Here is a 26516-nt window from a genome sequence, read left to right on the forward strand (position 1 = left end):
ATGCTGCACCTCTTGCTCTGGAGTGCGTCCGGACTCGTCGCCGGGAGCTTCGTCCGCGTCCTCACGCGATCCTCACGCGACTTCGGGCTGGCCGGTGATCTCGTGACCGGCTGGCTCGGCGCCCTGATCGGCGGCTGGGTCTTCCGCCGACTCGGCTTCGTTGCTCCCGACAATGCGCTCGCGCATGTCGTGATGGCCTTGACGGGGGCGGCCCTGCTGATCGGTATCATTCGCGCTGGCGCGGGATGGCAGCGTGCGGTGTCCGACGATCCGGAGCAGAACGGTCCGTCCAACGGCACCGACCTCGACCGGTTGCTGACGCGCCTCGGGGCCTTCGAGCGTCGCGTGCTGCATGCGTTCGTCGCCCGTGAACACACGGCCCGCGACCCCAACGCGGCCTTCGATGCCCAGGCCACATTTGGCGACCGCCTCGCAGATGGCGTCGCGCGGTTCGGCGGCAGCTGGACGTTCATCGGCCTGTTCGGCGTGATCCTCGTCAGCTGGATGGCCTACAACGAGGGGACCGCCCGGCCCTTCGATCCCTTCCCGTTCATCCTGCTGAACCTGCTGCTCTCGTGCGTGGCGGCGCTGCAGGCGCCGGTGATCATGATGAGCCAGAACCGCCAGTCGGCGAAGGATCGCTCCGACGCCCGCGCCGACTACGAGATCAACGTCCGCGCGGAGGTGGAGGTGATGGCCCTGCACGCCAAGCTCGATCTGCTCCGGGAACAGGATTGGGCCAGGCTCATCGCCCTTGTCGAGCGGCAGCAACGCGCGATCGAGGAGCTCGAGCAGCGGCTGGACGACCGCGGGGCGCCAGGCACCTAGAGCGCTACGATCCGCCCCATGCTTTCGCGACGCGACGTGCTCCACGCGCTGACAGCCGGCGCGGCATGGCCGGCCTTCGGTAGCGCTGACTCGAATGCCCAGACCGGCGATCCTCCGCTAGTTGCGGGCACCGCGCGCACGTTTGCCGGCGTGGCATGTCGATGGTGCCCGCCTGGGACGTTCCTCATGGTCAGCCCTGGCGACGAACCGCGTCGGCGCGACGACGAGGCGCAGGTGAGCGTGCGCTTTACCCGCGGCTTCTGGATGGCGGCCCATGAAACGACGTAGGGGCAATGGCGCGCCGTGTCGGGCGCCTGGCCTGCAGAACCCCCGACGACGCGGTTCGGGCTCGGCGACGACGTACCGGTCTTTTGGGTCACCTATGCAGACGCCGAAGCGCATTGCGCAGCGTTGACCGCGCGTGCGCGCGGGGACGGCACGTTGCCGGACGGCTGGGTGTTCAGAGTGCCCACCGAGGCCCAGTGGGAGTACGCCTGCCGCGCCGGTTCCACCGCGGCAACGGCCTTCGGTCCTGTGCTCACCAACGCCGACGCCAACATGGTTGGCGCCGCCGGCGAAGGGACAGGGCCACCGGCGGTCGGGCGCTCGGCGCCAGTCGGGCGCTACCGCGCCAATGCGTGGGGACTGTACGACATGCACGGCAACGTGTTCGAGTGGTGCCGCGACTGGTACCACGCGCGACTGCCGGGCGGCGACGATCCCGATCTCTCCGCGACACGTGGCGTACCCAATCGGGATGGCACTTACTCCCGTGTCCGGCGCGGCGGTGCCTGGAACGACGAGTACTGGTACTGCCGATCGGCCGCGCGATTGCGCTACGAGCCCGAGCGATCCTCGGATCACATCGGATTTCGCGTCGCGCTCGTCACGGCTGACGCCTGAGGCCTGCAGCCTACAGCCTACATACAGCAGCCCAAGGCTTACATGTTTCGCGCCTGAGCTCTGACGTTCAGCATGCTTCGTCGAGCGTCAGGCGCGAGAGTCGGTCTGGACTTGTCCTAAGCCGTAAGCCGCAGGCCATAAGCCGTAAGCCCTAGGCCGTAGGCGGTACGCCGCAGGCTGCAGCCGCGAAGCGTTAGGCGTTAAGCGTTAGGCATTAATTAAGCGTTACTCAGGCGTTGCTGCTGGCTGCGTCGCCTTGACCGCTGCCGCGGAGGCCGCTGCGGCGCTGCCGGCCTTCGGGACGCCGAGCAACTTCACGATGCTGGTCGTGCGGGTGGTACCGGTGGTGACGTACTTCAGGCGGACCTGCTGGCCGACGGCCGCGCCGAGGTCGGTGACGGTCTTGCTGCCATCCTTGACGTCGGCGTCGGCGGCGAGGACGTAGGTCTGCTCGCTGGCGCCCTGGCGCACGTCGACGGTGCGCGCGGCGCTGTCGACCTTGACGATGACGCCGCCGGCCCAGAGTTCGGTGGGCAGCGGCTGGGCAGCGGCGCTGCCGACGAGGGCGACGAGACCGAGAGCAGAGAGAAGGAAGCTACGCATCGTATGTGACTCCTGCTGTGCCTTGGGGATGAGGACGCCGGCGCAGCGTTGGCGTTCTGCAGGGGAATACGCCCGCCCTATCGGCCTCGTTCCTCGTTCATGACACGCGGCGCAAGTCTTCACGGCGATGGCAAGAAGCTGCGACAACTCGGCTCAGATCGAGGGTTGGCGCCACAAAATCGCAACATCTACGGGTACGCCTCGCTCAGTGGGATGCACCACTGGGATCGGGAGTCGGGAACCGGGAGTGGGAACCGGGAACCGGGAATCGGGAATCGGGAACCGGGAACCGGGAAATCGGGAATTGGGGATCGCGGATCGGGATCGGGGATTGTCGCGCTGGGCACGTGCGACCGGCCAGCCGGTCTACGGACCCCAGGGCCTCAGAGCTTGGCGCGCTGCTCCGGGGTGAGCCATGCGTCCTGCACGGCGCCTGCGGCAATGGCGGCCTTGAGCCGGACACGTCCCGCGTCGCTCTTCAGGAGCGCGGTGATCGCAAGCCCGCGGTTGCGCTCGGTGTACTGGGGCATGTGCTGGACGAGCGCCTCGATGGCGCGAGGATCGGGCAGGTCCGAAAGGCCGCCGATTGCGCCCATCTGCAGCTCCGCGTTCACGTCGCGCGAGAGATAGCGCGTCAGCTGGGCGCCGACGCGATCGAACGGCAACACCGCGAGCATCCTCAGCGCGTCGTACCGCGTCCCATTACGGACACCGGCATCGTCGGCCATGCGCTCGGCGAGGTCGAGCGTGCGCGACCAGCGGGCGTGACGAGTCGCATCCCCGGCGAGCCACGGCGCAATCACGTCACGCGGTGACGTGCCGGCCTGCGACAGCCCCATGACGACGCCACCGCCGAGCACGACCGCCTGCCAGTCGCGCAGGCGCTCGTCGTCTCGCGGCATCGAGAAATCCATCAGCGCCTCGAGTGCCGCCTCGTCGCGCGCACGGCCCGCGGCGACGGCAACGCGCCAGATCCACGGAATGCGGCGATACTCCTCGGCCTCGTCGCGATCGGGCATGCCGGCAAGCAACGCGTGCACGACTGGCGTGGCTCGCGGCGAGGCCTCGCGCGCGAGTGCTTCACGTGCCTTCTGGTCCCGTGTCTCGTCGAGCAGCGCCGCGGCGATGACCGCCGGCGTCGCCAACTTCGCGTCGGGTAACTGAGCAAACACGGGCACGGGCATCACCAACATCAATAAGGTAGGGACGGCTCTCCGAGCCGTCCATGGCCTCATCCGAGCCGTCCATGGCCTTCTCCGAGTCATCCATGGCCTCATCCGAGTCGTCCATCTCCACCCGAGAGCCGCGGGCGGGTTCGGCGTGATTCGACAGCGGTGGAGGAGATGGACCGCTCGGAGAGCGGTCCCTACCAAGGATGCGGTCCCTACCAAGGATGCGGTCCCTACCAAGGATGCGGTCCCTACCAGCGATGCGGTCCCTACCAACGATGCGGTCCCTACCTGCGATCCGGCTTCTGCGTTCAGCGTTCGGCGTTGCGCGTTCGTCATGTGCGTTTCCCTCAGCGCGCTGCCGTCCGCGGCGTCGAGGTGAGGAACGCGAGCAGGTGGGCCATGTCGTCGGGTGTGATCTGCTCGGCGAACGACTCCGGCATGATCGACTGCGGCACGACGGTCATCACCTTGATGTCGCTGCGTCTGACGGTCGTGGTGACGCCCGGTCCCTGCCGGAACGTGACGCTCGTCGGTGACTGGTCGCCGATGAGCCCGACCAGCGGGTCGCCCGGCGTGCGCTCCACCGAGTAGGTCTCGTAGTGCTGCGCGATGGATCGGTTCGGCTCGAGGATGTTCGCCAGCAGCACCGGCATCGGCTGGTGACGCACGGTGGAGAGGTCCGGTCCCATCTCGACGCCGACCTTGCCGTCGATCTGGTGACACATTGCGCAGTACTTCGTGTACACGCCCGCGCCCTGCGCGGCGTCGCCGCGGCCCCCGAGTGCCGCCGAATAACGCGCCAGGCGCGCGGCGCGGGCTTCCGGCGCCTCCTCGAGCACCGTGCGGGCGCGTGCGCGGATGCCCTCGTCGCGATGCATGATCAGGCTTCGCGTGTGCCCGAAGTTGAGCATCCACCGCTTGACAGTGCCCTGCTGCAGCGCGTCCAGCATGGCGATGGAGCCCTCGCGCCGCGCGAGGATCACGGTGGCTGCCGTCGTTCGCACGTTGGACGACAACGCCGGCCACTTCGCCAGGAGGAACGCCGGCGTGCCTGCCCCCGGAATGCGGCCAAGTGCCGTGACGCCGGCGATCTGCACGGCCTCGGGCTCGTTCGGGGCGATGACGGCCTCGAACTGCGGCTGGTGCGCAGGCGCGTCGATCAGCGCCAGCAGCGTGATCGCGTCGACCCGTGTGTCTGCCGGCATGCTGCGGTCGGCGGCGGCGCGCGCGGCCTGGGTGGCTGCGGCGGTGGCCGCAGCGCCTGGTTCGACATTGCTCACGCCGAGCAGCATCACCGCGGCGCGACGCACGCGCGCCTGGTCGCCGGTCGCGAGCGTCAGCAGGACGCCGTGGCTACCGGCGAGTTTGCGGCGATCGCCGGTGCCGCTCAGGCCGCGAGCCATCCCTTCGAGCAGCGACGCCCGCCACCAGTCGCCCGCGGGCGCCTGCGGATCGGTCACGGCGCCGATCGCCTTCGCGAGTTCGTCCGATTTCCCCCGCGCCGCGAGCACGCCGCCGAGGCGGTCGAAGAACTTCGCGCGCCCCGGCGACTCCAGGGCCGCCAACGCGGATCCCGGCTGCAGTGCGCGGTCGAAATACGCGATGGCGCGATCGGACGAGGCGCTCAGCGCCGCCACCTGGACCCATTCGTCCTCGATTCCTGCCAGCAGCAACTGCTCCTGCGCGCCCTGGGACGCCGGCGTGTCGATCGACCCGAGCGTGGCGAGCAACTGGAAGCGCACCCGCGCGTTGTCATCGCGTGTCATGGCCAGCAGCGCGTCCGACACCACGGCCTGCGGCAGCCAGCGCTCCGACAGCATGATCGCGTTCTCACGCACGCCGGGGTCGGGGTCCTTCATGGCTTGCACCACCTGCGGCACCTCGAGACGCTCGAGGCCCTCGAGCGTCCAGAGGGCGTGCAGCCGGGCAATCGCCGATGGGCGCCTGGCGGCGAGTGCCACCAGCGCTGGCACGGCGTCACGCCGCTTGCCGTGCACGAGCAGGCGCTGCGCCGTCCTGCGCCACCACACGTTGGGGCTGCCGAGCGCCTCGACGAGTTGCGCATCGGTCGCCGATCCCAGCTTCGGTCGCGTGGTCGTGCGCGTGGCGCCCGGCCCCGTCGTCGCGACGACGCGGTAGATCCGGCCGCGGTCCTTGCCGGTGGACAGCACCTCGGGCGACTTCTGCAGATCGCTCGATGCCCATTCCGGATGTTCGATGTAGGGGCGGTAGTAATCGATGACGTACAGCGCCCCGTCCGGGCCGATGTAGAAGTTCACCGGCCGGAACCAACTGTCCTGCGCCGCCAGGAATTCCATGTCGTCACGGGCCCGGCTGGCCACGAACGTCGAGCCCTTCGGCGTCAGGACGTCGCGGTGGACGAGGTTGTGTACCGGCTCCGCGATGAACGTCGTGCCTTCGAACCCATCGGGGAAAGCACCGCCGGAGTAAACGGTGAGCGCGCACGCCGACGTGAACTGGCCCGCCTCGGTCAGCAGGTCGAACCGCGCGCCGTGCGTGATCGGCATGATGTTGTTGTTGCCGTGGTCGGAGATCTCCGCCATCGCGCTCGGCAGCAGCAATTGCGGGTTGCGCTCGAGGTACCGCGCGGCGATCACCTCGTGGCGCTGGTGAATCGAGTTGTTGTGCGCGAAGAAGTGGCCGTACACGTCGAAGGCGTTGCCGTACTGGGTGCGGCTCGAGAGGCCCTCGACCTTGTGCTCGTCCGGCTTGAGGCGTACGCCGCGGCCCTTGGCGTCGAGCGCCTTGCCGTCGGGCATCGCGGCAAACCGCAGATCGGTCCCCTTGTCGCCGAACAACTCGCGATAGATCACCGGCTCGGAGCCGCCCGAGTGGGCGAGGTAGATCCAGTTGTCGAGCCCGTACACCGGGTGGTTCACCGCGTGCTGCGGGTTGGTCTTCGCAAAGCCGGTGAGCACGACCTCGCGGGTGTCTGCCTTGCCGTCGCCGTTGACGTCCTCGAAGTAGATCAGGTCCGGCGGGCTCGTCACCAGGATGCCCTTCTTGTAGCGCATCACGCCGCTTGGCAGCCGCAGGTTGTCGGCAAAGAGCGTGCTCTTGTCGATGCGGCCGTCGCCGTCGGTGTCCTCGAGCACCTTTACGCGACCTGTCGGGCTCACGTCGAGCGGGTAGCCCGGCATCTCGACGACCCAGAACCGGCCATCCTCGTCGATGTCCATGGCCACGGGGCTCTGCACGTCGGGCTCGCTGGCGACCAACTCCAGCCGGAAGCCTGGCTCGGTCCGAATCATCGCCATCGACTGCGCGGGGGTGTACGGAGGACCGCCCGGACCGGACTGGCCAACGAGCGCGCGACCGCCCAGGAAGACGGCAAGCGCGAGGACTCCGCCAGTGATGCTCGAACGTGTCAACAAAACCACCCTACCTCGTGATGAAAGAGAGACCTGCAGGGTCAGAGTCTATGTGAATCGTCTCACCTTGACACATGCCCGCTGGCCACGACGAAGGCGCCGCCGGACGCGGCCGGAGGCGGTCAGCGGCGGGTGCAGGCGAGCGTCGCGCCGAACCAGTTGATGGTCACCGCGCCCTGGTGCTCGCGGTAGTCCACGTTGCTGCCGGCGTAACTGGTGCCGCTCGCGGCAGGCTGCCGGAACGCGATGACCTGGTCGGTCCCCACGGTGAGCACGGTGCTGGCGGGATCCGTCTCGTTGTAAAAGGTCGCCGTGACCGGCGCGGCCGGCGCACCGCTGCACCTGAAGCTCACCGGTGAGAGCCCCTCCACCTGGCCGGAGACGATCTGGAGCTCCGCGATCCGCGACCGGTACTCGCGTTGCACGCACGTCTTCGTCTCGGCCGATTTCCAGCAGTCGTCGCGGCCCTTGATCCACCCCCGCTGCAGCGCCTTCTGGGTTGCGGCGACGTTGGCCGGAGACCCGGCGATGGCCTTGGCGTACACGTCAGCCAGGCGACGGTCGAGGGTCGCCAGAGCTTCGTCCGTGCAAATCAGCGTCTCGACCTTGCCCGCCGCCCTGGTGCAGTCGAAGGTCGGTCCGGTCGGCGCCTGCGCGCGGACCGCGACCCCGCCCCGTGCCAGGGTGGCGACCAGGGCGAGCGACAGGCAGGCAAGGCGCGTCATGGCGAGCAGCGTACGCCCCCCGTCAGCGGCCGGCAACTGCACTGTCGCGGCTGTCCCTTCCTGCCAGTGCCATCCGGTACCATGGCCCGCGGAGCTACCCCCATGCGTGTCCTATCCCGTAGGTCACCCGTCAATCGTTGCCTCGCGGCGGCTCTCGCGGGCGCCTTCGTCCTCCTGCTGATGCCCGGACGTGCGCTGCGCGCGCAGGCGCCCGCAGCCGCCGATGCCGTGGCCTGGCCCGGCGGTGCCCGCATGGCGCTGAGCCTGTCGTTCGACGACGGGCGGGAGAGCCAGGTCACGCAGGGACTGCCGGTGTTCGCACGACATGGCGCCAAGGTCACGTTGTATGTCGTGCCCTCGGCGGTGGAGCGTCACCTCGAGGGCTGGAAACAGGCCGCCGCGGCCGGTCACGAGATCGGCAATCACTCGCTGACGCATTCGTGCAGCGGCAATTTCCCGTTCTCACGGCAGAAGGCGCTCGAGGAGCACTCGATCCCGCGCATGCGCGACGAATTGGCCGAAGCCAACCGCCGCATCGCAGCACTGCTCGGCGTGACGCCGCGGACGTTTGCCTACCCGTGCGGCCAGACGTTCGTCGGACGGGGGAAGGATACGCAGAGCTACGTCCCGGTTGTCGCCGAGCTGTTCCTGGCCGGCCGTGGCTGGCTCGACGAGGCGGCCAACGATCCGTCGTACGTGGACCTGGCACAGACGCTGGGCGTGGAAATGGACGGCAAGGACTTCGGGCAGATCCGGCCGCTGCTCGATGAGGCCCGCAAGAGCGGGGCCTGGCTGGTGCTGGCGGGCCACGACATCGGCGCCGGTGGTCGTCAGACCACCCGCGTCGCGATGCTCGACGAGTTGTTCGCGTACGTCAAGGATCCGGCCAACGGCATCTGGCTGGCGACGGTGGCGGAGGCCGCCGATGTCGTCGCCAGACGCCGCGGTCGCCCCTAGGCGGCTGCGGCCTTGTCCTGATCCACCGGACGCAACTGCAGGTTCGGCATCGGCGTGCCCGCGAACAGCTTCTGGCACGGGATCGCCATCAGCCGCGCCCAGCGTACCGAACGGCTGACACGGGCGCTGTCGGTGGCGATGCCGGTGTTGGCGTACATCTGGCGATAGATCTTCGAGATCAGCAGGAACATCAGTCGCGCCTTCAGCGACTTCACGACCTTGGCCCGCTTCCAGATGCTCTTGGTGGAGTAGAACCGGTCCCACACGCCTTGCGTGCGTTCGCGGATCTCGTTCGGGCTCATCACCGGGTGTTCGATGTAGACCTTGGGGCGCACCGCCTGCGGGATCAGCCAGTGGCGTGTGACCGGGATGCCGTTGACGGCCTCCGGCGACTCGCCCTGCGTCTTCTCCCACGCGGCGAAGTCCAGCGTCCCCGGGAACGGCGTCAGCATCACGAACTGCGCGAACGTGACGTCGGCGCGTTCGGCCACCGAGAGGCACGTGTCGAAGGTCTCGGGCCTGTCGCTCGGCAGGCCGAAGATGAACGACCCGAGCACGTGGACGCCGTGCTTGCGGAATTGTTGCAGGCGCGTGACCAGTTCCTCACCGGCGACGTTGAAGCCCTTGTAGACGTCCTTCAGGCCTTCGGGCGTCACCGACTCCACGCCGACCAGCGCGCCCTTGATGTGGGCGCGATTCATGGCGTCGAGGAACTCGGGGTCGTTGGCCGCCTCCATTGTTATCTGCGTGAAGAACACGGAGTCCTTCGGCAGGCGGGCCAGCGCGTCCATCAGCTCGAATCGCTCGGCCCGGATCGCTTTCAGTTCTTCGAGGCGCGCCGGGTTGTCGCGGCGCGCGGCCATGCGCAGGTCCTCGAGCGTCACGGGGTAGAAGTTGTCGTCGGCCAGCGCGATGAAGCGGAAGCCCTGGCGGCGTAGGCCGAGAATCTCGTTCACCACCATGTCGACGGTGCGGTTGCGCGGCTTCTGGCCATCGGTCCGCCACACCGAGCAGAACGAGCAGTGCTTCGGGCAGCCGCGCACGGTCTGCACCGAGGCCCACATGTACTTGCCGGGCGGCAGCAGATCCCAACGACCCGCGCGGAATTCGGCGCCCTCGATGCGGCCTCCGTCGTACAGCGGCTTCAAGGCGCCAGACGTCACGTCTGACAACACCACCGACCACACGGCGTCGCCGTCGCCGACCACCACCGCATGTGCCTGCCCGAGATCACGCGCCTCGTCCGGGTACAGCGTCGCGTGAATGCCGCCGAACACCACCGTGGCGCCGGCGGCTCGCGCCGCCACACCGACTTCGTAGCCGCGCAGCGCGTTGCCGGTGTGGATGCTGATGCCGACGATGTCGCCGGCGCTGATGCTGTCGAAGTCCAGGGGCTCCAGTGTCTCGTCACACAGGATCGGCGTGCCATAGGTGTCGGGAGTCGCTGACGCCAGCACGTACATCCATCGCGGGGTGATGACGCCGATGCCGAACGACACGTGACTGGGATTGACGAGATGCACCTTCATCGGATGAGGTCGTCCCCTTCTTCGGAATAGAGGCGCTTGACTTGGCCGTCAGCCACTTCCATCTGCGCCATGACCGCGGCCGTGTGGACGCCGGCAAGGCGTGGTGTGCAGCCGGCCATGAGTTGCGTCGCGCGGAGGCGCGACAGGACGACGAACTGAAAAGCCCCGATCTCTACGGGTCGTTTGACCATGTTTCCGGCCTTCCACGGGTGGATCGGGCGTGATCCACCGCCTGCCTGCTGACGCATCGGGAGTCCCAGGCGATTCGGCGTGACCGCAGGCTGCGGTGACGAAGGCTGGCTCGAGAACGGTTCTGCTGAGCGTAGCACGTCTGGAGGGTTACTCCGGTAGTCCTACCTACCACACTTCGATCGCTGACTCCGCACGCATTCTTAGCCGCTCAGGTCGTCCTCCGGCGGGCGTACCACAGCAATACGACGCCAATGGTCAGCAACAGCGTGGGCATCGCGGCGCCAGCGGCGCCGGAGGCCTGCCACACCGGCGTGACCAGGTAGCCGCCCGCGATCTGCACCACGAGGGCGAGCAGGGACACGGCGAAGGCCGCGACTGCCCATCGCTGGCGGAGCAGCAGGCCAATCGACCCGAGCACGCCACCGCCCACCGCGAGGGCGAACGCCGCCGTCAGCCAGGCCGGCGTCGCCTCGTGCACCGCCCGGTCCGCGGCGGGCAGGGCGGCTACCTGCTCCGGACTCAGGGAGACCTGCATGACGAACGCCATGAGGCCCAACAAGTTCCAGAGCAGGGCGGCGCCAGCAATCCAGAAATGCGTCCTGGGGTTCGTGTGCAGTGAAGCAGGCATACGTGCACTCCATCCGCGCGACCGGCGCGGGGCTCTCGATGTCGGGAGGCCGCACGTCGCGGACTCATCCGTGGATGGGCGATGATACCGGGAGAACGCTGAACGCTGAACGCTTAACGCTTAACGCCTTCACACGGTGCCCGACGTGTACCCGGAACCCGGCACCCGGGGGCATTAAGGCCCGACGAACGCCGAACGCCGAACGCCGAACGCCGTATCGAGCTTTACACGGTGCCCGGTATCCGAAAACTTGTGCCCGGCTGTACCCGGAACCCGGAACCCGGAACCCGGTACCCGGTACCCGGTACCCGGTACCCGGTGTTCCTCCATACTGGGGCGGAAATGACGACACTCCCGGGACCGGTGCAGGCCAGCTCGCTGACGTCGCTGCCCCCGGCGCTGATGGCGCAGGCGGGGCGGCGCCTGAGGGTGATGGCGCTGGTCTATGCGGGCGCCTTCTTCGCCGCCGGCCTGGTCCCGGTGCTCCTCCTGCCGGCCGAGCGCGTCGAGTTCCTTGCCAGCCCGCTGCGGTGGCTCCCGACCGTCCTGTCGATTGCCTCCGGCCTGGTGGTGGCCTATCTGGCCAGTCGTCCGGGGCGATCGAGCGAGGCGATCGTCCGGCTCGGCCTGTTCTACCAGGTGCTGGGCAGCCTCGGTATCGCCTGCGCCGAGTACCTCCAGCCTCAGGTCGGCGCGACCGCGATGTCGCCGTTGCGCGGGCTCTCATGGGTCGCGGTGTGGATGCTGGCGTTCACCATCACCGTGCCGAGCAGCCCACCGTTGGCGTTGGCGGCGGCGCTCGGATCGGCGACCGTCGTACCCATCGTCTGCGGCGTGGCCATCGCCGTCGGCTACCTGCCGCCCATTGCCCCACTCCAGTACTTCCTGCAGGTCGTGCTGCCGTACCTGATCGTCGTCGTGATTGCCGGCGTCGGCTCGCGCCTCGTCTACAGCCTCGGCATTGACCTGAAGCGCGCCCTCGATCTCGGGAGCTACCAGCTGGAGGAACGCCTCGGTGCAGGCGGGATGGGAGAAGTCTGGCGGGCCAGGCACAGGCTGCTGGCGCGGCCGGCGGCGGTCAAGCTGATTCGCCCCGAGGTGTTCGAGGCGGCCGGTGCCGCCAAGCAGTCCTCGCTGCGGCAGCGATTCGAGCGCGAGGCGCAGACGACGGCGCTGCTGCAATCGCCGCACACGATCGGCCTGTTCGACTACGGCATGACCGACGAGGGCGCGTTCTATTACGTGATGGAACTGCTCGACGGGTTCGACCTGAAGACCCTCGTCGAGCGCTTCGGACCGTTGCCTGTCGAACGTGTCGTCCGCGTGCTGACGCAGGCGTGTCATTCCCTCGCCGAGGCGCATGCGATCGGCCTCGTCCATCGCGACATCACGCCGGCCAACATCTTCCTCTGCCGGTACGGCCGCGACATCGATTTCGTCAAGGTCCTCGACTTCGGCCTCGTGAAGCCGGACGCTGCCCTCACGGGCAGCGACGCCGCCCCGACCAACGTCGATCGGGTCGGTGGCACACCGGCCTACATGGCGCCAGAACAGGCGCTCGGCAAGCGACAGATCGACGGTCGTGCCGACATCTACGCCCTCGGCTGCGTCGGCTACTGGCTGCTCACGGGCTCGCTCGTGTTCCCGAGGGCCACCGCGATGGCGATGGCGGTCGCGCATTCGCAGACCGAGCCGGAGCCGCCTTCGCACCGTACCGAGCTGCCGATCCCGGCGGCACTCGATGCGCTGATCCTCGAATGCCTCGCCAAGTCGCCCGCGGATCGGCCGCCCACGGCGGAGATCCTGGCCCAGCGACTGGGATGTCTCCCCGACGTACCGGCGTGGGACCGCGGGCGAGCGCGTGACTGGTGGAACCTGCACCACCCGATCGACCCGTCGAAGCGACGCCTGGCTGCCGACACCACGGCGGTCAAGGTCGTGTTGCCGAAACGGGAGTGACGGGGAGAGCCAACGCCTCTAACGCCTAACGCTTAACGCCTAACGCTGAACGCTGAACGCCGACCGTTCCCGCCGAGGGCACACGTCTCAGGTCTCAAGTCTCAGGTCTCAAATCTCAAGTCTCAGGCAGGGCCCGAACCTCGTACGCGAGGAACGAACGTCGAACAAGGCCCGGCGAGGACAGGCGCGACAAACGCTGAACGCCACCGCCGGCATCGTTCGGCGACTCCAGACTCCCGACTCCCCGCGCTGGCGTCCGTCGACCTGATTTGTCCGCCGTAGCCTTGGCGGGGGTGGAAGGTCGACGGCTTACGTCTACCTCCCAAGCGTAGGCGCCGACCTTTGGTCGGCGCTGCCACCCGGGTCTCCATCTTCTCGGAACGCCGCTGACCGTCGACCAAGGTCGACGGCTACACATCGCGGGGAATCCCGAATCCCGACGTCGGAGGTCCGCGGCGATTCCCGATTCCCGACTCCCGACGAAACGAGCCCGGCAGCTGGAGCCGGGCTCCGTCGAGGCGGCTAGCCGCGCAAATTGGCGGCGAAGAACTCCAGCGTCCGCGACCACGCCAGCTTGGCCGAGGCCTCGTCATAGCGTGGGGTCGTGTCGTTGTTGAAGCCGTGCTGCGCGCCGGGATAGATGTGCGCCGTGTACTTGACGTTGGCCGCCTTGAGGGCCGCCTCGTAGACGGGCCATCCGCCGGTGATGCGTTCGTCCTTTTCCGCAAGGTGCACGAGCAGCGGCGCCTTGATGGCTGCCGCCGCCTCGACCGGCGGTGTGTTGCCATAGAAGGGAACGGCTGCCGCAAGATCGGGCACCTTGGTCGCCAGCATGTGGGCGATGCCGCCGCCATAGCAGAACCCGACGGCGCCGACTTTGCCGGTGCAGCCCGGTTGCGTCTTCAGGAACCGGACGGCGGCGATCATGTCCTCGCGCGTCTTCGGCTGCTCCAGTGTCGCGAACGTGGTGCGGGCCTTGTCCTCGTCGCCCGGGTAGCCGCCGAGCGGCGCGAGTGCGTCGGGCGCGAACACCAGGTAGTTCTCGAGCGCCAGCCGGCGTGCGATGTCCTCGATGTGCGGGTTCAGCCCACGGTTCTCGTGCACCACGAGGATCCCTGGCAGCTTGCCCGTGGCCGCCTTCGGCTTCACCAGGTAGCCTCGCGTCATCGAGTAACCTTGTGGTGACGGATAGAACACGAACTCCGTCGTCAGGCGCGCATCGTCTTTCGGGATCACCTGCGCCTCGGCGAACTTCGGATTGAGCGCTTCGAGCAGCATCACGGCCGTCATGCCGCCGACGGCAAACTTGCTCGCGCGATCCAGAAAGCCGCGGCGGTCGATGTCGCCGTGCACGTATGCGTCGAACAGGATCAGGAGTTCCTGGTCGAAATCAGCTGCCGTCTTTCGCTCCACGTCTCGCTCCTCTCAAGTCTCAAGTCTCAAGTCTCAAGTCTCAGGTCTCAGGTCTCAGGTCTGGCCTGAGACCTGCAGCCTGCCGCCTCCAGCTTCCAGCTTCCAGCTTCCGGCTTCCGGCTTCCGGCTTCCGGCTTACATATACGGCGTTCGATACGCCGGCGTTTATCGCGTGGCCCTGCACGCGGCGAGTGTCGAGCAAGCTCGACACCTACGTGTTTGCCGGGCGACTCCCGACTCCCGACTCCCGACCCGTGTCGGCGTGCGACGTTCGGCGTTCAACGTTCGGCGATTGCCGGTGCACGGTGCCCGACCGTCTGGCGTCAGGCGTCAGACGTGAGGCATCAGGCATCAGGCATGAGGCATGAGGCATGAGGCATTCGTCAGGGCTTGCCCTGTTTGTCCATCCACATGCCGAGCAGGCCGTACAGGTTGACCAGGTGGCGTTCGAGCAGCCGTTCGCCGGTACCCACTTCCACGCGCGTACTGGCGTCCGCGCCGTACCCGCCGTGTGCCGCCGTCCGCAGATCGGGCACGTACCCGGCCCAGGTGCCGCCGTTGCTGAACGTGTAGCCGTAGAACAGCGGCACGGGCACTTCTGCGCGCGCCTTCCACTCGGTCTGCAACCGGTGCATCACCTCGCCGGGCCACGCGGCGATGGCGATCGTCCGATTGATCAGCACTGTCGTGATGCCGAGGTCGATCGACTGCGCGGCATCCCAGCGATCCTTCACGGTGACGATCTCGCTGGTCGCCGTGATGCCCTCGGCGCCCATGGGCACCGGCGTCGCCGTGCGATTGGTGCGCACGACCTCTTCGGCGAGCAACTCGCCCATCTTCTGGACGACGCCGAAGTCCTTCTCCTCGTCGCCTGACCGCGCCATGAAGATCGGGTTGATGTCGCCGGCGCCACCCTGCACGAACATCACCTGCGCACCGGGCAGGGCCGCCTCCGTCTTCGCCTGGAGCACCCCTGGGTAGTCGGCCGAGTACTTGCAGTTGGTAGGCCCGAGGACGACGGCGTGGGTTGCGTAGTGGATGAGGAGCGCACGCGGGTTACCGCTGGTGTCGTCCACCCGCAGCAGCACGAACTCCGGATCCACCGGGCCGTACGGCACGCGTTCGAGGTTGTCGAACAGCGCCCTTGTCCGCCCATCGTCTCGCGGCAGCAAGCGGTTGTAACCGAGACGCAGCGACCCGTGCGCAACGCTCAGCGTCGCCGGCGCCATCGTCCTGGCCGCCGCTGCGATCGCACCGAAGATCTTCGCGTCGAGCTCGGCGCGGTAGGCGAGCGCCGCGTCGTTGGTCGAGGGCGCGCTCCCGAACGGCAGGAACGAAGGCGCCGAGTGCGTGTGCGATGCCGACTGCAGCAGGATCGGAATCCCGAGCTTGCTCGCGACGTCCTGGCGCAAGGTGTCTGACACCATGCTGCCGAGATCCATGGTCACGATCGCCATGCGCGAGCCGGCCGCCTCGAGCACGAGCACCTTGGCCATCAGCGGATCGTGCGTGCCGTTGGCGGGACCGCACTTCCGGTTGGCGTAGCCGTACATCGACATCAACGTCGCGGGCGTGATTTCAACGCGGGCCACACCCGCCCGCAATTCGCCGTGTGCCGCGCTGGCGGTGAGCAACAACAGTGTCAGGACAATCGCGGAGGCGGTGCGCATGTAGGTAGCCGTATTCTCGCCCGAACGGGAGGCGTTTTGCGGCGTCGACCGTCAGACGTGACGCCCGGGCGTAGGACGACGGCGTGACGTCGCCGCAAACGCGATCCCGGCGATGGTCCTGACCAATGAAGCGTCAAGCGTCAAGCGTCAAGCATCAAGCATCAAGCATCAAGCATCAGGCATGAGGCATGAGGCATGACGGGTATTTCCCTGCCGGGCACGTCACCGTACAGTAGAGATGTGCCGTACCCGACCGTGCTCACGTTGCTCCTGTTCGTCACGCCGCCTGCGGCGTTCCAGCTTCCGCCCAATTCCACCGCCAATCCCGACGTGGCCGCCACGGTGGCGCAGATTCTCGGTGGCGCCCAGCACCCGGGGCTGACCCATGGGGCCCTCGAGGACGTGACGCGGGACCTGTGGCCGCTCTACGACGCTGAACCCGATCGCCTGTTCTGGTTCGATCGCGGGGCGCCGTTGCCTTCGGTCGAGGGCGCGGTGCTGGCCGTCAACAACGTGCAGGAGTTCGGCCTCGCCCCCGCCGATTACGACGCCGCTGCGCTACAGGTCCAGTGGGCCGCACTCAAGGCCGGGCGCGCGACGATGGTGGAGCGTGCGCAGTTCGACCTGGCGCTCAGCATCGCCAGTGTGCGGCTGGTGCGCGCGGTGTACGTCGGCCGTGTCGATCCCGCGCGGGTGCGCTGGAAGTACGACGGGCCACGCAAGACGCTCGACGCCAGCGCGCTGCTGCAGGACTCCCGCGCGGGCCGCGGGCTGGGCGACGTGCTCCGGAGCCTCGAACCGACCGTGCCCCATTACGTGCGCGCACGTAATGGGGCACGCTTGCGACCTACCGCACGCTCGCCGCGGCAGGCGAACCCGAGCCGGTGCCGGCACTGCCGGCCGGCCAGAAGAAGGTCGTTCCCGGGCAGGCGTGGACGGGCGTCCCGCAACTGGTCGCACGTCTCCGTGCCGTGGGCGACCTCGTGGTCGATGTGCACGAGACCCACACCCACTACACCGGCGGCATCGTCGAGGCGGTCAAGCGGTTCCAGGTGAGGCACGGACTCGAGGCCGACGGCGTGATCGGCGCTGGCACGATCCGGGCGATCAACGTTCCGCTCGCGGGTCGCGTGCGCCAGATCGAGTTGGCGATGGAGCGCATGCGCTGGCTGCCGAAGCTGGGCGAGGGCCAGAACATCTTCGTCAACGTTGCCAACTTCAGGCTGTGGGCCAACGACCCGCGCACGCGCGACGAGCCGCTGCGGATGAACGTGGTGGTGGGGCAATCGCTCGATCACCAGACGCCGCTGTTCGTCGAACAACTCGAGTACATCGTCTTCCGGCCGTTCTGGAACCCGCCGCGCCGGATCCTGGTGGACGAGATCCTGCCGAAGGCGCGTCGCGATCCGGGCTACCTCGCGCGCAACCAGTACGAGATCGTGGCCAGCGGGGCCGATACGGCACCGGCCCTCGCGCCGTCGCCCGACAATATCGACAAGGTGCAGCAGGGGCGTCTCACACTGCGGCAACGGCCGGGGCCCAGCAACTCGCTGGGGCTTGCGAAGTTCATCTTCCCGAACGACGAGGACGTCTACATGCACGGCACGCCGTCGCGCGGCGGCTTTGCGAAGGCGAGACGGGATCTGAGCCACGGCTGCGTGCGCCTCGAGGACCCGGCGGCGCTGGCGACCTGGGCCCTGCGCGACCAGCCGGAGTGGACCCGTGCGCGCATCGACGAGGCGATGAACGGCGACACGCCCGTGCGGGTGACGCTCCGCCGGCCGATGACGGTCGTGCTCTTCTACGACACGGTCCACGTGAGCCGGCAGGGTGTCGTCTACTTCATGGACGACATCTACGGCCACGACCAACTGCTCGATGCGGCGCTGAAGCAGGGCTATCCGTATCCGGTCCAGTCCCGGTAGTCTTTGGCCGGGCTCCACCTCCGCCAAGGCTGCGGTGGGACAAGTCGGAGAGCCGGCCCTACCTGAGCCCTCATCGCATGGATGGCCGTTCGGCGGGACGGATGGTATGGTGAGGAGTGGACCGCCGCCATTTCCTCCGCGCCGTCGCGACAGCTGTGCCCGTCCTGGCGTTCCCGGGCCTGGCCTCCGGCACGCCCGTGACGGTGGGCCCGCGGGTGTTGACGTTCGCGCACCTGCACACCGCCGAGAAACTCGAGGTGGAGTACATGGACGGCGTGCGGTACCTGCCGCAGGCCCTCTCGGCGGTCAACCACCTGTTGCGCGATTTCCGCACCGGTGACGTGCACGACATCGACCCCGCCCTCCTCGACCTGCTGCACGCGCTGCATGCGTCAACGGGGAGCCGGCGGCCCTTCGAGATTATCTCCGGCTACCGATCGCCACTCACCAACGCGATGCTGCGCAGTCACGGCGGCGGCGTCGCGTCGGGCAGCCTCCACATGGAGGGAAAAGCGATCGACATCCGCCTCGCCGACGTGCCGCTGGAGTCGCTGCGCGATGCAGCGCTCGACCTCCGTCGCGGCGGCGTCGGCTACTACGCGGCATCGAACTTCGTCCACGTCGACACCGGCCGCGTCCGTCGCTGGTAGCGCGACGGCTCACAAAGAGCCTCGTAATGCCGGAATGCCGCGAATGCCGGAATGTCGAAGGCCAGCGTCGCGATTCCCGACTCCCGTCTCCCGTGTTCGTCTCCCGGCGTACAATCCCGGCACACCGCACGTGAGTTCTGGAAACCGGAGGTCGACATGTTCGTTGTCCGCGAAACGTTCACCGCAAAACCAGGCCAAGCCAGCGCCCTCGCCAGGCAGTTGAAGGCGGCCGTCTCCCTCAACCCGGTCGCGAAGACGCGCGTGCTGACCGACTACATCGCCCGGTTCAACACGGTCGTCATCGAAACCGAAGTCGAGGACCTCGCCGTATTCGACCAGCAGATGGCCGAGTACATGTCGCGTGCCGACATCCGTGCGGCGATGGAAGGCTACGCGGAGCGATACCTCACCGGCACACGCGAGGTCTACCGCGTCGTCTGACTGGCGGCACGCGGAGATGGAACGCGACGTGATGGCGAGTGTGTGGCACATGCCGTCGATCAGGGGCGACGGCTACACGAGAGGAATGCCGCCATCGACCGGCGTCGGTCGCGGCGCGTGTCTCGCCGCCCGTCGCTGGGGCGTGACGCTGATGCTGGCGTTGCTGGCCATGGCTGGGTGCGGCGGCCGCGATGCGAGGAACGCGTCCGCGATCACCATCGGATTCGTGCCCAAGGGATCCACACACGAGCATTGGAAACGCGTGCGGATTGGAGCGGAGAAAGCGGCTGCCGAATTCTCCGCTGCGGGAACGCCCGTCAGCGTGATCTGGAAAGCCCCGATGCGTGAGGACGACCGCGAGCAGCAACTCCAGGTCGTCGAAGGCTTCACGAGCCAGGGCGTCTCCGGCATCGTGCTCGCGCCGCTCGACAGCAGCGCGCTGCGGCGTCCCGTCGAGGAGGCCGCACGGGTGGGCATTCCCACGGTGATCTTCGACTCTGCCCTCGCCCCTCCCAATCGGATCGTCAGCTACGTCAGCACCGACAACGGCAAGGGCGGACACCTCGCCGGCCGCCGCATGGGCGAACTGCTGAAGGGCACAGGCACGGTGCTGATGCTTCGCTACCAGGAGGGATCGGCCGCGACCGAGGAACGCGAACAGGGTTTTCTCGACCAACTGCACAGTGCCTACCCGGGCATCACCGTCATCTCGTCGGACCAGTACGCCGGTCCGACGCGCGACACCGCCAAGCGTGCGTCGGAGAACCTGCTCAATCGCTTTGCCTCGAAGATCGACGGCATTTTCACGTCCAACGAATCGGCGACGGGGGGCATGTTGCTCGCCCTGCAGGACATCGGCAGGGCCGGGCACGTGGCGTTTGTCGGCTTCGACTTCAGTTCGAGTTTCCTCGAGCCATTGGCCAGGGGCGAGATCAACGGCTTCATCGCGCAGCATCCCGTCAACATGGGATACCTCAGCGTCAAGACGATGGTGGAGCACCTGCAGGGGAAGGCGGTGCCGGCCGTCGTCGACACCGGCGTCATCCTGGTCACCGCCGACAACGTCGCCGAGGCGTCGGTGCAGGCCGTGATCAACCCGCCGGACGCGCGCTAGATCCGCCGCACGCGGACATGCAGGAAGAACGCGACGACCTGGGCGTCCTGGAGCCTTGGATACGCGCGCACAGCCTCATCGTCGGGGCGGGGTTCCTCGATGCGTTCAATCGCGAACCCGGCGTCGATGAACATGTTGATCCACTCGCCGAGCGGCCGCGTGAAGCGGGGGATGCGGAAGCGACGTACCGTCGTCTTCACTTCCGGAGGCGCGGCCGAGAACGTCCACTCGGTGACCGTGCCGTCGAGGCGATTGAAGTAGTCGCCGACCTCCAGGGCATAGGTCCTGCCGTCGGGGCCGCGCAGGTTGCGGCGATGCGGGGTGGCAAAGCAGGGATGCTCGATGGATGCCTGCAGGAAGCCGCCCGGCCGGAGGACACGGCGCATCTCCGACAGGACCCGCTCGAGTCCCGGCATGTCCATCAGGCTCATGAACGCCGTGACGAAATCGAATGAGCCGTCGGCGTACGGCACGTGCGCCGCGCTCGCGCCGACATAGCCGATACCACGCGGGTCGAGCCGCTCGGCGTCGACGGCATGTCGCAGGAAGCCGCGCGAGAGGTCGATGCCGGTCATCCGCGCACCGCGCGCCGCAAGCTGCCGCGTGTTGTAGCCCTCGCCGCACCCCACGTCGAGACCCTCGCGCCCCCTGACGTCCGGGAGCATCGCGAGGAACGCCGGCGTATTCAACCCATCGCGATACTCGTCATACCCCGCGCGCGACAGCGTCGTCCACGCCTCGGCGTTGTCGTCCCAGTAGCGCGCGGCTTCGGCGTCGTCCATCGGCTCGGTCTCTTGCCGGTACGATCCCGGCGGGACGAGGATACTCGGAGGAGGCCCGGCCGCGGCGGGATGGCGAGATGAGGTCGTAGGCGTGGACCTTTGTCGACCGATAGCAGCGTCGGGCCGCGTTCGGAGAACGGGCCCTACCGCAACCGGCTACCGCCAACGGATCGGACCGCCTGCAGCAGTGGTAGGGCCGGCTCTCTGAGCCCGGCCCATTCGTCCGCTGATCGCCGGACGTTCATGACCCCGATTCGACGAGGACGCCAGCCGTCTGAGCCGAACGGTGTAGTACGATCCGGAATTCGGTCGGCGGGGCGTAGCTCAGCCTGGTAGAGCGCTCGCTTTGGGAGCGAGAAGTCGCAGGTTCGAATCCTGTCGCCCCGACCATCCTCGCCCTGCTCGTCCGGTCGGAGTGTCAGCCTTCAGGCCCACGGCCCCGCCTTCGGCTCGCCGTCGGGCTCGAATCCTCCTCTCGCCCCGACCATCCTCGCCCTGCTCGTCCGGTCGGAGTGTCAGCCTTCAGGCCCACGGCTCCGCCTTCGGCTCGCCGTCCGGCTCGAATCCTGTCGCCCCGACCACTCCTCGCGTGGCTCGTGTGGTCGTCACACGGGCCGCAGGGTTTCCGCGTACATCGCCGCTGGTAAGCTCTGCGCGTGACCGGTCGCCTGCGCCGCCTCCTCCCACCGGCCCTCGTCATCGTCCTCGCCGGCCTCGGGCTGTGGCTGGTCGTGTCGCCCGCCGGCGTGACACGACCGACGATCCTCGAGCCGCCTGGACGCAACCAGCAGGCCTCGATCACCGGCACCGAAGCCACGCTCGTGAACGGGCGCCGCGTCACTCCCGCCGGCACCGTGCTGCGGACCCAGTCCTACAACTGGGGCCTCGCCATCAGCCCGGATCAGTCGCGCGCCGCGCTGCTGCGTGCCGACTCGATCGAGGTCGTCGACCTGTTGCCGCCGCATGACATCCGGCGCTACCCGCCGCGTGGCACGAAGGTCCCCGCGTTGGGCACCGGTACCTACATGGGGATCGCCTTCGCGCCCGACGGCAAGTCGATCTTCTACGGCAATGCCAACGAAGGGCAGATCCTGCGGCTCGATCTCGCGAGCGGCGAGATCGTCGCCACCATCGACATCGACGACGGCGGCATCGAGGACAGCTTCGTCGGCGACTTCGTCCTCACGCGCGACGGCCGCACGCTCGTTGCCGTTGACCAGTTCAACTTCCGGTTGGTCACCGTGGACGTGGCGAGCGGCCAGGTGCGCCAGTCGGTCCGGGTCGGCAGGCATCCCTTCGCGGTGGCCCTCTCGCCTGACGAACGCACGGCGTGGGTCTCCAACGTCGGCATGTTCGAGTACCCGCTGATCCCTGGCGTCACGCCGGACAACCGTGCCACCGCCGGCATCACGTTTCCGGCGTACGGCGTTCCATCGGCGGAGGCAGAGCAGGGCACCGTCGCCGAGGGGCAGTCGATCCCCGGGCTGGGTCCGTTGAATCACCCCGACGCGATGTCGGTGTTCAAGGTGGACCTCGCCAGCGGCCAGGTGACGCAGAAGATCCACACCGGGTACCTCGTCGGCGCCGACCGCGACGACATCAGGACCGTCGGCGGCGCGAGTCCTGGCGCACTGGCGGTCGCGCGCGACCGCGTCTACGTGTCCAACGCCACCAACGACACGATCACCGTCCTCGACGCGGGTACCGGAAAGCGCCTGGCCGACATCGCGCTGAACGTGCCGGGCCTCGAGACGCTGCGTGGCGTGCTCCCGTTCTCGGTCGTCCTGTCGCCAGACCAGTCACGCCTCTACGTCGCATGTGCCGGGTTGAACGCCGTGGCGGTGATCGACGTCCATACGCGCGCGATCGAGGGGTATGTCCCGGCCGGCTGGTTCGCGGCCCTCGTCGCGGTGTCGGTCGACGGCCAGCGACTCTACGTGTCGAGCGCCAAGGGCCTTGGCTCCGGGCGCAACGCGGGCCCGGGGTTCGACGACCCGGGCCGCGGCCTGCATCCCGGCGACATCATGCAGGGCACCCTGCAGATCGTCGAGACTCCGCGCGGCACGACGCTGTCCGACGGCACCCGTCAGGTGATCGACAACACCTACGCGGCGCGCGAGGTGCCGCCGTTGCTGGCGCGGACGTTGCCGTACGCGAACTCGCGGTTCGAGGGCCCGATCAAGCACATCGTGTTCGTGGTCAAGGAGAACCGCACCTACGACCAGGTCTTCGGCCAGCGACGCGACGCGCGCGGCAATCCATCGGGGGCCACGCTCGGGCTCGGCGTGCGCGTGGCGAGCAAGGACGGCCGCCGTGTCCTGCCCCGCGTCGACGTGACGCCGAATCATCACGCCCTCGCCGATCGCTTCGCCATCAGCGACAACTTCTACTGCGATGCAGACCAGTCCAACACCGGGCACCGCTGGGTGGTCGGTGTGTATCCCAACGAGTGGGTCGAGGTGAATGCACGGTCACGCATCGAGGCGCGCCCGTTCGGACCGGCTCCCGGGCGTCGCAACGTCAACGGCTCCAGTGCCGTCGTCAATCCCGAGGACTACAACGAGGCCGGCGCGCTCTGGGAGCACCTCGCCCGGCATGGCGTCCCGTTCTTCAACTTCGGGTTCGGAGCCGAGATGCCGCAGTCGATCGAAGCGCAGATGCACAAGGAGACCGGCATCCGGATGACGGTGAGCTTCCCGCTGCCCAAGCCCCTCTTCGATCGCTCCTCGCGGAAATACCCGACGTTCAACATGGCAATCCCGGACCAGTACCGGATGGACATGTTCGAAGAAGAGCTTCGCACCCGCTGGGAGAGCGGGGTCGAGTCCTTCCCCTCACTTGTCACCATCGTCTTACCAAACGATCACATGACGTCGGAGCACCCCGAGGATGGGTATCCCTTCCGCGAGTCGTACGTCGCCGACAACGACCTGGCGCTGGGCCGGCTGGTGGAGCGCCTGTCGCATTCGCGGTGGTGGGACGACATGCTGATCATCGTCACCGAGGACGATCCGCAGGGAGGCACCGACAGCGTCGACGCGCATCGGTCGCTGCTGATGCTCATCAGCCCGTGGGTCAAGCGCGGCTACGTGTCGCCGGTGCTCGCCAGTTTTGGATCGCTGATGCGGCTGCAGTTCACGCTGCTCGGCCTGCCGCCGCTGAACCAGTTCGACGGCGCCGCCACGCTGATCGACGACGTCTTCAGCGATTCGCCGGACATCACGCCGTACGACGCGCGTCCGTCCGACCTGCGCCTGTTCGACCCGCAGCTCGCGTTCAAGCCGTTCGCCCGTCGCTTCAACTGGCGCGGGCTCGCGACCTCACGGGCGATGGACGATCCCGACGACATGCGGCGCGACCTGGACGACGACTAGCCGTTGGGGGCGTCGACACTCGCGATGAGCCAGGTACCTCCTGTCCGCTGCAACGCGAACCGCCACCGGCCCTGCTGGATGCGCGTCGAGGAGTCGCCGACGCGCGGCCGGTAACGTCGCGTGCCAAGGCACGAGGCAATGGCACTGTCGCCGGTCACGGCGGTCGTGCACGACAACAGCGTCAGTCGCTGCTCACGCAATCCGGTGAACGTCTTGACCAGCGCCTGGCGGTCAGCCGACGGCCACACCGCCTTGGTGGCGCGGGCGTCCTGCCGGTTGTACGCGACGGCATAGCGCTGGATGGCGCCGAGTACGGCGGGCGCGGCCTGCGGTCGCGGCCGCGGTGCACTCGGCGTCACCGGCAGTCCGATGCCGGGAAACGTCTCGGCAGGAATCGTGACGGGGAACGGGGACACCGGCGCCTTCACGAGGCGGCTGGCCGGCACCATGCGCTGCAGCACCGTTGACGACCCGACGGCTCCGGTTTCCGCAGGCGCCGGGCGCGTCAGATGCGGCGGAGATTCGGTGGCGGCGACATTTGCCGTGGCCGGCACTGGCGGTCCGCCGACGATGGCGAAGAGGACGCCCATCAGCATCCCGCCACCGACGAGGGCGAACCGCTCGACGGGTTCGACGCGGGATCGGGCCAGGGCAGCGCGCGCCGCAATGACCCAGGCACGCATGTGTGCCGCCGCCAGGTGCGGGCGTCCGGGGAAGGGCACCGCGTGTGTCTCGTCGAGCACCGGGATCTCCGGCGCGTCCATGGCCGGCTCCTCCGGGATCGCCCACGGCTCCGCGGCCGGCGGCCACTCGGATTCCGGCGTCGCCTCGATGAACTCCACGACCTGCGGCCACTCCCTGGTGAGCACCACTTCCCTGGCTTCCGGCTGCCCGGTGGCCCGCGGCAGTTCCACGATCGGTGGCAACGCGGCGACTTGCGGCACCTCGTGGGGCTCCGGCAACGCGTGCGCGGCAAGCAGCGCGTGGACGTCCGGCGGAGCCTGGAACACGTGCAGCACCGGTACGTCCAGGAACTCCAGGTTCTCCCGCAACTGCAGGGCCATCGCCATGTCGAGGACGTCCGGTGCCTGCAGCACCGGAGGCGGGTCCGGCACTTCGGCGTGTGCCGCCGCCTGTTGCGGGAGTTCCGGCAGTTCCGGCCACTGCGCCGCCTGCGGCGTGTCCTCCGCAGCCTCGAACTGCGGCACCGTCGGTACGTCCGCATGCTTGTGCTGCGGCAGGGCCGTGGCCACGTCGAGCAACTCCGCCGCCTGCAGCACCAGGGGCACGTCCGGCATGTCGGTCAGCGCCAGGACCGCCGCCAGCTCCGGAAGCGCCGCCAACTCCGGAATCTCCGAGAACTCCGGCAGCTCCGCCACATCCGGCGTGTCCTCCGCGGCCTCGACCTGTGGCACCACGGGTACGTCCACGGGCTCCGCGTTCTCACGCAGCGGTGGGGCCGTTGCCCCGTCGAGGCGTTCAGTCGCCTGCAGCACCAGCGGCACGTCCGGCATGTCGGTCAGCGCCAGGACCGCCGCCAGCTCCGGAAGCGCCGCCAACTCCGGAATCTCCGAGAACTCCGGCAGCTCCGCCACATCCGGCGTGTCCTCCGCGGCCTCGACCTGTGGCACCACCCCTAAGTCCGGGAGGTCGGGGGTTTCCCGCAACGGCAGGGCCGTGGCCGCATCCGGGAGCTCGGGCGTCTGAAGCACCAGAGGCATGTCCGGCAGGTCGGTGTGGGTCACCGCCAGAAGCGTCGTCAGTTCCGGGAACTCCGGCGGCGCCGGCAACTCCGACAGCACTGGAAGCTCCGACAGCTCCGGAATCTCCGAGGACTCGATGGCTGGGAATGGTGATTCCGCGGCGTCGGGCCATTCGCCACTCGGCGGAGGCGTCAGCGCTTGGTCGGCGAACTGGATGCCAGGCGTGACCGCGGCGTCGGCAGGCTCGTCGAGATGCCGCCGCTTCATCAGCGCCTCGCGACAGTCCTGCGGTGCGGCGGCGGGTCGGTCGTCGACTCGCCAGAGCACCTGTCCGTCCTCCCCGTGCACGATCTCGATCACATCGAGATCCTGCAGGTCCGCGGCCGGGACAGGCCAACTGAGGTCCCGCCGCAACCGGGCCCGTGTCGTCATCGTCGCCTCGCGCTGACGCGAGTATGTGACGTTCGCGTGCGGAAGAACAGGTCAGCCATTCACCCGTAGCATTGGCAGTCCGCCAATTGCTGTGGCTCTGGCTCCCCGATACCTGTATCGCGCG

The 26516-nt window shown here is 68.2% G+C and carries 22 protein-coding genes and 1 tRNA gene; 12 read left to right on the forward strand and 11 right to left on the reverse strand.

From position 1 onward, the window contains the following. From LuPra_RS09660 to LuPra_RS09670, 3 genes are read left to right on the forward strand one after another with little or no spacing between them, the layout of a single operon-like run. Window positions 1-828: a DUF1003 domain-containing protein gene (locus tag LuPra_RS09660; RefSeq protein ID WP_110170551.1), complete on the forward strand. Its 828-nt coding sequence runs from the start codon at window positions 1-3 to the stop codon at window positions 826-828. Between the two features lie 18 nt (window positions 829-846). Then, window positions 847-1116, forward strand: a complete 270-nt coding sequence (locus LuPra_RS09665; RefSeq protein WP_110170552.1) for a hypothetical protein — start codon at window positions 847-849, stop codon at window positions 1114-1116. 15 nt (window positions 1117-1131) lie between these two features. Further along, entirely contained in the window at window positions 1132-1731 is a 600-nt protein-coding gene (locus tag LuPra_RS09670; RefSeq protein ID WP_110170553.1) for a formylglycine-generating enzyme family protein, read from the forward strand. A gap of 225 nt (window positions 1732-1956) precedes the next feature. Here the strand turns inward: LuPra_RS09670 and LuPra_RS09675 are convergent, their stop codons facing one another. The 4 genes from LuPra_RS09675 to LuPra_RS09695 all read right to left on the reverse strand — a co-directional run bounded on the left by LuPra_RS09675 (window position 1957) and on the right by LuPra_RS09695 (window position 7623). Then, window positions 1957-2334: a hypothetical protein gene (locus tag LuPra_RS09675; protein WP_110170554.1), complete on the reverse strand. Its 378-nt coding sequence runs from the start codon at window positions 2332-2334 to the stop codon at window positions 1957-1959. A gap of 383 nt (window positions 2335-2717) precedes the next feature. Continuing rightward, window positions 2718-3518, reverse strand: a complete 801-nt coding sequence (locus LuPra_RS09685; protein ID WP_157898952.1) for a hypothetical protein — start codon at window positions 3516-3518, stop codon at window positions 2718-2720. A gap of 335 nt (window positions 3519-3853) precedes the next feature. After that, window positions 3854-6898, reverse strand: coding sequence for a PVC-type heme-binding CxxCH protein (locus LuPra_RS09690; protein WP_157898953.1), 3045 nt, complete (start codon window positions 6896-6898; stop codon window positions 3854-3856). Window positions 6899-7020: 122 nt separating this feature from the next. Beyond that, a complete protein-coding gene (locus LuPra_RS09695; RefSeq protein ID WP_157898954.1) occupies window positions 7021-7623 on the reverse strand; it encodes an MliC family protein in 603 nt (200 codons plus the stop codon). Between the two features lie 102 nt (window positions 7624-7725). Here LuPra_RS09695 and LuPra_RS09700 point away from each other — a divergent pair, with 102 nt between their 5' ends. Then, entirely contained in the window at window positions 7726-8580 is an 855-nt protein-coding gene (locus LuPra_RS09700) for a polysaccharide deacetylase family protein (protein ID WP_234800805.1), read from the forward strand. Here LuPra_RS09700 and LuPra_RS09705 read toward each other — a convergent pair. The 3 genes from LuPra_RS09705 to LuPra_RS09715 form a co-directional block, all read right to left on the reverse strand. After that, window positions 8577-10109 carry a B12-binding domain-containing radical SAM protein gene (locus LuPra_RS09705; protein WP_110170560.1) on the reverse strand — a complete coding sequence of 511 codons (1533 nt, stop codon included), beginning with the start codon at window positions 10107-10109 and terminating at the stop codon, window positions 8577-8579. The two genes, LuPra_RS09700 and LuPra_RS09705, sit on opposite strands and share 4 nt — an antisense overlap. Next, window positions 10106-10357: a hypothetical protein gene (locus LuPra_RS09710; RefSeq protein ID WP_110170561.1), complete on the reverse strand. Its 252-nt coding sequence runs from the start codon at window positions 10355-10357 to the stop codon at window positions 10106-10108. The genes LuPra_RS09705 and LuPra_RS09710 overlap by 4 nt, the downstream gene beginning before the upstream one ends. A gap of 152 nt (window positions 10358-10509) precedes the next feature. Continuing rightward, the gene (locus tag LuPra_RS09715; protein ID WP_110170562.1) at window positions 10510-10929 is read right to left on the reverse strand and encodes a hypothetical protein; all 420 of its coding nucleotides are present in this window, start codon (window positions 10927-10929) and stop codon (window positions 10510-10512) included. A 342-nt stretch (window positions 10930-11271) separates the two neighbouring features. On the opposite strand from LuPra_RS09715, the gene LuPra_RS09720 reads away from it, so the two are divergent. Continuing rightward, window positions 11272-12888: a serine/threonine-protein kinase gene (locus LuPra_RS09720; RefSeq protein ID WP_110170563.1), complete on the forward strand. Its 1617-nt coding sequence runs from the start codon at window positions 11272-11274 to the stop codon at window positions 12886-12888. Between the two features lie 522 nt (window positions 12889-13410). Here LuPra_RS09720 and LuPra_RS09725 read toward each other — a convergent pair. Further along, entirely contained in the window at window positions 13411-14301 is an 891-nt protein-coding gene (locus LuPra_RS09725) for a dienelactone hydrolase family protein (RefSeq protein WP_110170564.1), read from the reverse strand. Window positions 14302-14684: 383 nt separating this feature from the next. After that, window positions 14685-15971, reverse strand: coding sequence for a neutral/alkaline non-lysosomal ceramidase N-terminal domain-containing protein (locus tag LuPra_RS09730; protein ID WP_110170565.1), 1287 nt, complete (start codon window positions 15969-15971; stop codon window positions 14685-14687). Between the two features lie 195 nt (window positions 15972-16166). On the opposite strand from LuPra_RS09730, the gene LuPra_RS32530 reads away from it, so the two are divergent. The 5 genes from LuPra_RS32530 to LuPra_RS09750 all read left to right on the forward strand — a co-directional run bounded on the left by LuPra_RS32530 (window position 16167) and on the right by LuPra_RS09750 (window position 20101). Then, window positions 16167-17027, forward strand: coding sequence for a L,D-transpeptidase scaffold domain-containing protein (locus LuPra_RS32530; RefSeq protein WP_162271345.1), 861 nt, complete (start codon window positions 16167-16169; stop codon window positions 17025-17027). Next, a complete protein-coding gene (locus tag LuPra_RS09735; protein WP_162271346.1) occupies window positions 16943-17896 on the forward strand; it encodes a L,D-transpeptidase family protein in 954 nt (317 codons plus the stop codon). The genes LuPra_RS32530 and LuPra_RS09735 overlap by 85 nt, the downstream gene beginning before the upstream one ends. Before the next feature lie 116 nt (window positions 17897-18012). After that, window positions 18013-18546, forward strand: a complete 534-nt coding sequence (mepK, locus tag LuPra_RS09740) for a peptidoglycan L,D-endopeptidase MepK (protein WP_110170567.1) — start codon at window positions 18013-18015, stop codon at window positions 18544-18546. A 156-nt stretch (window positions 18547-18702) separates the two neighbouring features. Beyond that, window positions 18703-18987, forward strand: coding sequence for a hypothetical protein (locus tag LuPra_RS09745; protein ID WP_110170568.1), 285 nt, complete (start codon window positions 18703-18705; stop codon window positions 18985-18987). Window positions 18988-19036: 49 nt separating this feature from the next. After that, complete coding sequence (locus LuPra_RS09750) at window positions 19037-20101, forward strand: ABC transporter substrate-binding protein (protein WP_234800806.1); 1065 nt, start codon at window positions 19037-19039, stop codon at window positions 20099-20101. Here LuPra_RS09750 and LuPra_RS09755 read toward each other — a convergent pair. After that, window positions 20098-20883 carry a class I SAM-dependent methyltransferase gene (locus tag LuPra_RS09755; RefSeq protein WP_110170570.1) on the reverse strand — a complete coding sequence of 262 codons (786 nt, stop codon included), beginning with the start codon at window positions 20881-20883 and terminating at the stop codon, window positions 20098-20100. The genes LuPra_RS09750 and LuPra_RS09755 overlap by 4 nt on opposite strands. A 313-nt stretch (window positions 20884-21196) precedes the next feature. Here LuPra_RS09755 and LuPra_RS09760 point away from each other — a divergent pair. Beyond that, window positions 21197-21273: transfer RNA gene (locus tag LuPra_RS09760), tRNA-Pro, on the forward strand. Between the two features lie 266 nt (window positions 21274-21539). After that, window positions 21540-24257, forward strand: a complete 2718-nt coding sequence (locus tag LuPra_RS09765; protein WP_110170571.1) for a bifunctional YncE family protein/alkaline phosphatase family protein — start codon at window positions 21540-21542, stop codon at window positions 24255-24257. On the opposite strand, the gene LuPra_RS09770 is transcribed toward LuPra_RS09765, so the two are convergent. Then, window positions 24254-26392, reverse strand: coding sequence for a Cif family virulence factor (locus LuPra_RS09770; RefSeq protein ID WP_110170572.1), 2139 nt, complete (start codon window positions 26390-26392; stop codon window positions 24254-24256). The genes LuPra_RS09765 and LuPra_RS09770 overlap by 4 nt on opposite strands. Window positions 26393-26516 lie beyond the last annotated feature (124 nt).

This window comes from Luteitalea pratensis, assembly GCF_001618865.1.
GTDB lineage: Bacteria > Acidobacteriota > Vicinamibacteria > Vicinamibacterales > Vicinamibacteraceae > Luteitalea > Luteitalea pratensis.